The sequence below is a fragment of the Oribacterium sp. genome, from assembly GCF_057249185.1.
Genome location: NZ_DBHIGR010000112.1, coordinates 1 through 7,526, shown reverse-complemented (window position 1 = coordinate 7,526; position 7,526 = coordinate 1). Strand labels below are relative to the sequence as shown.

The following is a 7,526-nucleotide window of genomic DNA, read 5'->3' as shown; positions in this document are numbered from 1 at the left end:
GTAGCAGGGGCTTATAGCCCCGAGCAAACCACCCGTTTGACGGGTGGTAGTGATTTTTAAGAAGTATTAATGATAAAGCGTGGGATATCTAGTTTGGGGAATAGTTCAGACCTGCCTTTTTTAAATTATGTTTTATGCTTTTCTTTTAATAGCATTTCCCCTACGGTTCTCCCTACAGCCCCGCCGGATTGCACTGCTTCGGCAATGCTTTGAGAGGGGGCAAGGCTTTGTCCTGTCAGGAAAAGTCGGGGGGAGGCTGTTTTCTTTTCTTCTTCTATAAGAGCGGAAACAGCAGCATTTTCCTCCGGAGTAAGTGCTCCCACAGCCAAGACTAAGGCTTTACCGATAAAGAAGCAAGAGCCTTCTTTTGTTTTAGCCTTTAAGAGATAGCGGTAAGAGGAAGCTTCGTCTTGGGTATGTGCAATGTACCGTGCTTCTTCCCCTGAAAGAAGATAAATTTCTTCCACCTCTACTCCCACTCTGTGGGGAACCTCATAATTTTCCAGAAAAAGGGAAAAATGGGACAGAAGCTCTTTAGGCTGAACGGTCTTTGCAAAGAGCCCGCTGATTCCTTCCGTGCTTTTTCCTAAACGTCCTCCAAGGCTTTCTTCTTTTTCTAATAAAATACTGTTTTCAATCCCAAGATCCGCTGCGGCGGAAATGGCGGCTAAGCCGGAACAGCCGCCTCCCACCACCAGCAAATCAGAAAAAAAAGACTCTTCCGCTTTGGGAAGAGTCAGGCTTTCGGAAGTGCGGAAAATCAATTGTGGGCATCTCCCATCATGAATTCAACAACCTTCTTCATGTCCTCCGGCTCATGGACAATCAGTTCCAGCTCCTTGATATAAGCCTTGTCCAACATCTGGGACATCATCAGCATCTGGGAGAGCTTGGACTTCAAGTTAATTCGGTCTCCTTCCGGAGAAACCAACTCTACCTTTCCATGTAAGTCATTCAAGAGCTTAAATAAGCCTTCCACGTTGTTTACGTTTTCGATTTTCATAGAATTCCCTTTCTCTAAGACATGTACTGCGCGTAGTGCGATGGTTTCACCTTAGTATAAAGCCGGGGAAAATGCAAGAAGAAATCTTTTGGAGAAAAGAGGAAATTTCTTTGCTGTTTTCTCCGGATATTTTCCGGGAAAATCTCAGATTTCACAAAAGAGGGAAAGAAAATCATTTTTATGGCAAAATGTAAAAAAAATTACTGTGCAAACGGGGAAAAATCGTTAGAATAGAAAGGCGACTGCAAAAACAGCGTAGTAATTGCAAAAAAAGAAAGGAAGAAAAATGGGAGAGGATATAAATAAAGACGAGGACTTCTTGGAGAAGCTGGGGCTTTCCAAAGAAGATGTTGACCTTTTAGAACATAAATTAAAAGAGCGGGAGGAAAGAAGGAAGGAAGCGGAAAGAAAGGAAAAGCCCATCACGGCTTTATTTCCCAAGGTGGTTTTGGCTTCCGCATCTCCAAGAAGACAGGAGCTGATTCAGCTTCTGGGACTTAAGGCGGAGATTCATCCCAGCGGAATAGCGGAGGATGTAAATGATGCGGATCCCAGTCTTTTGGTGCAGAAGCTGGCCTTTCAGAAGGCGGAGGACGTGGCGAAGCAGTATCCGAAGGACTATCTTGTGATTGGGGCGGATACGGTGGTATTTTTCGAGGATCGGATTTTGGGAAAACCGAAAAATGAGGAGGATGCCTACAAGATGCTTTCCGCCCTTTCCGGAAGAACCCACCAGGTATACACCGGAGTCAGCCTTCATTTTCAGGGTAAGAAAATGGGCTTTTACGAAAAGACCGAGGTGCAGTTCGCAAGACTTACGGAACGGGAAATTTGGGATTATATCGAAAGCAAAGAGCCTATGGATAAGGCGGGAGCTTACGGGATTCAGGGACGTTTTGCCCCCTTTGTAAAGGGCATTGCAGGGGACTATTACAATGTGATGGGCCTGCCCCTTGCCAGACTTTATCAGGCTTTGAAGTTTTTAGGCGCTGAAGGAGAGGCGATTTAAGGAAAGAAATGTCATAGCAGTAGAAAGGAACTAGAAAATGAGTAGTGAAAAGCAAAAACGAAGTAAGTTCAGCTCTCGCCTGGGCTTTGTCTTATCCGCCGCAGGCTCTGCGGTGGGCTTGGGAAATATTTGGAGATTCCCCTATTTGGCGGCGAAGTACGGGGGAGGAATCTTCCTTTTGGTGTATCTTTTACTGATGCTTACCTTCGGCTATACCATGATTATTGCGGAAAGTGCCATCGGAAGAATGACCAGAAAGAGTCCTGTGGGCGCCTATACTCACTTCGGAAAGGACTGGATGTTTAAGGCAGGAGGCTGGATCAATGCCATTATCCCCATCCTGATTGTGCCCTATTATTCCGTCATCGGCGGCTGGGTATGCAAATATCTTTTCGGCTATATCAATGGAGAAACGGAGGCTCTTGCCACAGCGGAGTACTTTACGGAATTTATTGGAAATGGGGTAAAGGCGGAGTTTTGGTTCTTGATTTTTACTTTTTTGGTGATTTGGGTTATCTTTATGGGTGTGGAAAATGGAATCGAAAAGGTTTCCACCTTTATGATGCCCATTCTTGTGATTCTGGCCATCCTGCTTTCCATTTACGCCATCACCAGAAAGGGAGCATTTGCCGGGGTAAAATACTTCTTAGTCCCCAATATCAAGAACTTCTCTTGGATGACGGTGGTTTCCGCCATGGGACAGATGTTCTACTCCCTCTCCATTGCCATGGGAATCCTGATTACCTTCGGTTCCTATATGAAGTCCGACCTTTCCATCGAAGAATCCACCAGTCATGTGGAGATTTTTGATACGGCTATCGCGGTTTTGGCAGGACTGATGATTATTCCTGCGGTTTTCGCCTTTTCCAATGGAGACCCCTCCGTATTAAAGGCCGGCCCCTCCCTGATGTTTATCACCATGCCGATGATCTTTGCCAGCATGGGCTTCGGGCGAGTAGTAGGCATTCTATTTTTCGTTCTGGTCTTCTTTGCGGCGCTGACCTCCGCCATTGCCCTTGCAGAAAGTGCGGTTTCCACCTTCCAGGATGAGCTGAAGTGGAGCAGAAGAAAGGCCACTCTGGTTTTGCTTTTGATTATGATAATTTTGGGAACCCTGAGTGCTTTAGGCTATGGCCCTCTGTCCTTCATTACCATACTGAAAAATATGCCTTTCCTGGATTTTTTTGATTTCCTGACCAACTCTGTCATGATGCCTATCGCAGCCATGGCTACCTGTCTTTTGGTGGTGCGAGTGATCGGCGTAGACGGTATTGCGGTGGAGGTTATGCGAAAGGATGCTCCCTTTAAAAGAAAGGCGGTATTTAATTTTATGATCAAATATCTTTGCCCTTTCTTTGTGGCGATTATCCTGTTCAGCTCCGTAGCCGGCGTGCTGGGATGGATTAAGTTCTAAAAGTGTCGAAACAAAGCGCTGAAGCAAAGCGTCGAAACAAAGCGTCGAAATATGTCCTAAAAGCATCAAAAATATTCCTTGCAAAGTTTTCGGCAGAGGAGTATTCTTAGTATCGTAAAAATGAATGTTCTTCAGGGCGGGGTGTAAGTCCCCACTGGCGGTAAAGTCCGCGACCTGCGAAAGCAGTTGAACCGGTGTGATTCCGGTACCAACAGTATAGTCTGGATGGAAGAAGACGAGCGTTGTGCTTTCTGCCCTGTACTTTTTGTACAGGGCTTTTTATATTTTCAAAGGTGTTTTACAAAAAAGAAGGAAAATGCCCGGTCCTAAAGCCTTTCGAAAAGAACCACCGGAAGAATGCGACTTGCAGAGAATGCAAAGAAAGTGAGGACAGCAATGAAAGCAGAAAGTCAGGGAAGAATGGTGAGCAGTGTGAAGAAGAGCAGTGTGGGATTTTTGGCGGTTACGGGTATTTTATCCGCTATCGCGTATATTTTGATGTGGATTGAGTTTCCCATCCCCTTTTTGATTCCCCCATTTATTAAGTTTGATTTTTCGGATTTCCCGGCTTTGATTGCAGCTTTTGCTCTGGGTCCTGTTTCCGGTGTTTTGGTGGAGCTGATTAAGAATGTTTTGCACGGCTTCAGCTCCGGATCCTTCGGCGTAGGAGAGCTTTCCAACTTTATCCTTGGGGCAAGCTTTGCAGGTACCGCAGGATTTATTTATCAGAGAAATAAGACGAAGAAGGGCGCAATTATTGCCTCCGTTGTTGGTGCAGTGGTTATGGCGGCTATTTCCTACCCCTCCAACCTTCTGGTGGTTTATCCCTTCTATTACAATTTCATGCCGAAAGAGGTAGTGCTTTCTGCCTATCAGTTGATTCTTCCCTCCATCGGCAGCATTGAAAAGGCTTTGCTTGTCTTTAACGTGCCCTTTACCTTTGCAAAAGGTATGATTGACGTAGTTCTCTGCCTATTACTGTATAAGGGTGTATCTCCTTTCCTGCATAAGTTAAACGGAGAGGGATAATCTAAGTCCTCTCCATTTCCCCCTTGCGTTCAAGGCAATATTTTGTACAATAAGAGGGAGACAGAGAGAGGTGTCGGATGAACAGAGAAGAATTTGATGACGAGTATTACCAGCAGAAAATGATGGAACACCGCATTCGGATGGAGAAGCGGAGAGAAAAAAGAAAGAAGGAGAAGCGCCTGCATATCCTGCTCTTTTTTCTTCTGCTTCTTTTGTTGTTCCTGGCTTTTATCGGGGTACGTTATGCCCTGCCCTATGTGCAACAGCAGGGGGGAATTTCCTTTGGAAAAAAGGTCTCTGAAAGCACGATTGCCAAGAATCGCCCGGTGGTAAAGCTTGGGGAAGGGGAAACGGAAGAGAAGGGCGATGTAGTAGAGGCAAGTGAAACTCCGGCTCTTTCGGAAAAGGATGAGGCCTTAAAGACGGCGGAGCTTCAGGCGAAGCAGTATGATTATGACAGTGCCATCGCCACCTTAAATGCTTTGAACCTGTCTTCCGATACGGAGATTTCCGCGAAGATTTCTCAGTATGAAGAGGAGAAGGGCAAGCTGGTTCCTGCCAATATGGATGATATCACCCACATTTTCTTCCATATCCTGATTGTGGACCCATCCAGAGCCTTGACGGACACTCATCAGGGAAAGCAGTTCAATTCCGTAATGACCACCATTCCGGAGTTTGAGGAAATCATCAAGGAAATGTACGACCGGGGCTACGTGATGGTACATATGCATGATCTGGCGGAAATGCAGGAACAGCCGGACGGAACGAAGAAAATGGTGAAGAAGCAGATTATGCTTCCGGAGGGCAAGAAGCCCTTTGTGATGTCCCAGGACGATGTGAACTACTACGTTTACATGGAAGGTCATGGCTTTGCAGATAAGATGGTTTTGGATGAAAACGGAAAGCCTAAAAACCAGTATACCGATAAGGACGGAAATGTTACCATTGGGGACTATGACTTGGTGCCGATTTTGGATAAGTTCGTGGAGGAGCACCCGGATTTTGCCTACCATGGCCATAAGGCGGTGATTGCATTTACCGGTTATAACGGCGTTCTTGGCTATAGAACCGATGAGACCTTTGATCCCAATTCTCCGGCATTGGACCCGAAGAACAGGGCAAACCCCAATATTGAAGAGGATAAGGAAACCGTTAAGAAGATTACCAAGGCCATGAAAGAGGATGGCTATGAATTTGCCTCCCACTCCTGGGGACATATTAATTTCGGCACCAGAGATTTGGCTTCCATTTCCAAGGATACGGATCGTTGGGAGAGAAATGTGGAGCCTCTTCTGCCGGATCCCTGTGAGGTTTTGCTTTATCCCTTTGGAGATGATATCGGGGACTGGCATCCCTATCAGAAGGGAAAGGAAGACGGAAAATATGATTTGCTGGAGGCGGCAGGCTTCCGTTACTTCTGTAACGTGGATTCCGCAAGGGTTTGGATGCAGTACGGAGATGATTTTGTCCGGCAGGGAAGAAGAAATCTGGACGGTTATCGCCTGTATGAATCCTACAGCGGCGCGGCGGATAGACTTTCCGACTTGATTGACGTGAAGAAGGTCTTTGATACCAGAAGACCTACCCCTGTAACTTGGGAATAAAGAAGCATTTGGAGAGGAAGAAAATGAACCGGAAACTAGACACCGAAGAGGTACGACATTTATTTGAGGGAATGCAGCAGCTGGAAACCACGGAAGAGTATTTCCGTTTTTTCGAGGACCTCTGTACCATCAATGAGCTTCTGGCGATGGCCCAGCGTTATGAAGTGGCCAAGCTCTTGCAGGAAGGCAAAACCTATATCGATATAGCGAAGGCCACCGGAGCCTCCACCGCAACCATTTCCAGAGTTAACCGTTCTCTCCATTATGGAGAAGACGGCTACGCGGTAGCCTTTGAGAGGATAGCCAAAAAGGAAGAGGAAAAATAAAAGGAACAGCTTTAAACAATCAAAAAGCTTCTCGACGATATAGCATGGAACCGGGGCACGCTCTCGCTAGCCTCGCCACGCAGCGGTTCTAAGCTTTCAAAAAACAAAAGCTAAGAACCGGCGGGCTCAGACTACCCCGTATTCCAAGGCTATATCGCTGAGAAGCTAGCCTTGTTTGATGGTTACTGTTCCTTCTATTTCTTATTCCTCTTCCTTTTCTTTTGGCTATCCTCCATGCGGTCTGCAATCTTCTCCATAAGTTGCTTTTTAAGGTAGACGTCAAAGGCAAGGAGACTTAGGAAGGAAAAGCTTTGGAGCTGTTCCCGCTCCTGTTCCTCCAAATCCGCAAAAGCGGGATCTTGTTCCGAAAAGGAGCTATTGGCGGTTTGGAATTTTTTCTCTAAATCCTCCACTAAGCTTTGCATTTCTCCATTGGCAAAGGAGAAGATTTCTTCGTAAATATCCGTGAGTCTGGGTTTACTGTGAAGGGAAAAATAATTTTCCGCTAAGGGGTCCACCACGGTACGGATGTCGGAAAGGCTCAACATACTCTTATAATAGTAAATCAAAAGCAAAATCAGCATGTGATTCTTGTTGTAGCGCTTTCCCACCGGAGGAGGCAGAATCTTATTTTTGGCATAATTATTAATCATGGTCTTGGTGAGAGCCTTGTCCTCCGGATGACGTTTCATAGAGGCCAGATGTTCCTCCATAAATCCGGTTACCTGATCCATGTATAGGTCCAGAGAGGGCAGGCTTCCCGCATGCACATGATGTAAACTTTTAAGATATTCGGTTAATTCATTGAGATATTGTTCGTCCATAAAGATAAGTATAGCATAGCAAGGAAAAGAAAGGAAAGCCATGGAGCTGAAAAATATACTAAATAAAGAGCAGTACGAGGCTGCCACCCATGGAGAGGGGCCTCTCTTGATTTTGGCGGGGGCAGGCTCGGGAAAAACCAGAGTGCTGACTCATAGAATTGCCTACCTGATTTTGGAAAAAGGGGTTTCTCCCTATCAGATTCTGGCGATTACCTTTACCAATAAGGCGGCCCAGGAAATGCGGGACAGAGTCAATCAGCTTCTGCCGGAGCGGCAGGGGGAAATCTGGGTTTCCACCTTCCATAGTATGTGCC

Annotated in this window: 9 protein-coding genes and 1 riboswitch; of the genes, 6 read left to right on the top strand and 3 right to left on the bottom strand. The window is 46.1% G+C overall.

Features of this window, described 5'->3' with window-relative positions:
* Positions 1–125 precede the first annotated feature (125 nt).
* Both ACO4PX_RS07115 and ACO4PX_RS07110 read right to left on the bottom strand, forming a co-directional pair.
* Positions 126–764, bottom strand: a complete 639-nt coding sequence (locus ACO4PX_RS07115; protein ID WP_485572108.1) for an FAD-binding protein — start codon at positions 762–764, stop codon at positions 126–128.
* Complete coding sequence (locus ACO4PX_RS07110) at positions 761–1,003, bottom strand: hypothetical protein (protein WP_007157491.1); 243 nt, start codon at positions 1,001–1,003, stop codon at positions 761–763. Before ACO4PX_RS07110 ends, ACO4PX_RS07115 begins: the two co-directional genes overlap by 4 nt.
* Before the next feature lie 286 nt (positions 1,004–1,289).
* Here ACO4PX_RS07110 and ACO4PX_RS07105 point away from each other — a divergent pair, with 286 nt between their 5' ends.
* From ACO4PX_RS07105 to ACO4PX_RS07085, 5 genes are all read left to right on the top strand, one after another.
* Positions 1,290–2,012, top strand: coding sequence for a Maf family protein (locus ACO4PX_RS07105; RefSeq protein ID WP_485572107.1), 723 nt, complete (start codon positions 1,290–1,292; stop codon positions 2,010–2,012).
* Between the two features lie 37 nt (positions 2,013–2,049).
* On the top strand, positions 2,050–3,426 hold the full coding sequence (locus tag ACO4PX_RS07100) for a sodium-dependent transporter (protein WP_485572106.1): 1,377 nt from the start codon (positions 2,050–2,052) through the stop codon (positions 3,424–3,426).
* A 123-nt stretch (positions 3,427–3,549) separates the two neighbouring features.
* Positions 3,550–3,667: riboswitch (FMN riboswitch) on the top strand.
* Positions 3,668–3,822: 155 nt separating this feature from the next.
* Positions 3,823–4,455 carry an ECF transporter S component gene (locus ACO4PX_RS07095; RefSeq protein ID WP_485572105.1) on the top strand — a complete coding sequence of 211 codons (633 nt, stop codon included), beginning with the start codon at positions 3,823–3,825 and terminating at the stop codon, positions 4,453–4,455.
* A 77-nt stretch (positions 4,456–4,532) separates the two neighbouring features.
* Entirely contained in the window at positions 4,533–6,062 is a 1,530-nt protein-coding gene (locus ACO4PX_RS07090) for a polysaccharide deacetylase family protein (RefSeq protein ID WP_485572104.1), read from the top strand.
* Positions 6,063–6,085: 23 nt separating this feature from the next.
* Positions 6,086–6,388 (top strand): YerC/YecD family TrpR-related protein, encoded by a 303-nt coding sequence (locus ACO4PX_RS07085; protein ID WP_007157484.1) that lies wholly within the window; start codon positions 6,086–6,088, stop codon positions 6,386–6,388.
* Between the two features lie 194 nt (positions 6,389–6,582).
* Here the strand turns inward: ACO4PX_RS07085 and ACO4PX_RS07080 are convergent, their stop codons facing one another.
* Complete coding sequence (locus ACO4PX_RS07080) at positions 6,583–7,212, bottom strand: DUF1836 domain-containing protein (protein ID WP_485572103.1); 630 nt, start codon at positions 7,210–7,212, stop codon at positions 6,583–6,585.
* 40 nt (positions 7,213–7,252) lie between these two features.
* Here ACO4PX_RS07080 and ACO4PX_RS07075 point away from each other — a divergent pair.
* Positions 7,253–7,526, top strand: a 274-nt coding sequence (locus ACO4PX_RS07075; RefSeq protein WP_485572102.1) for a UvrD-helicase domain-containing protein, incomplete at its 3' end; no start/stop codon positions are given.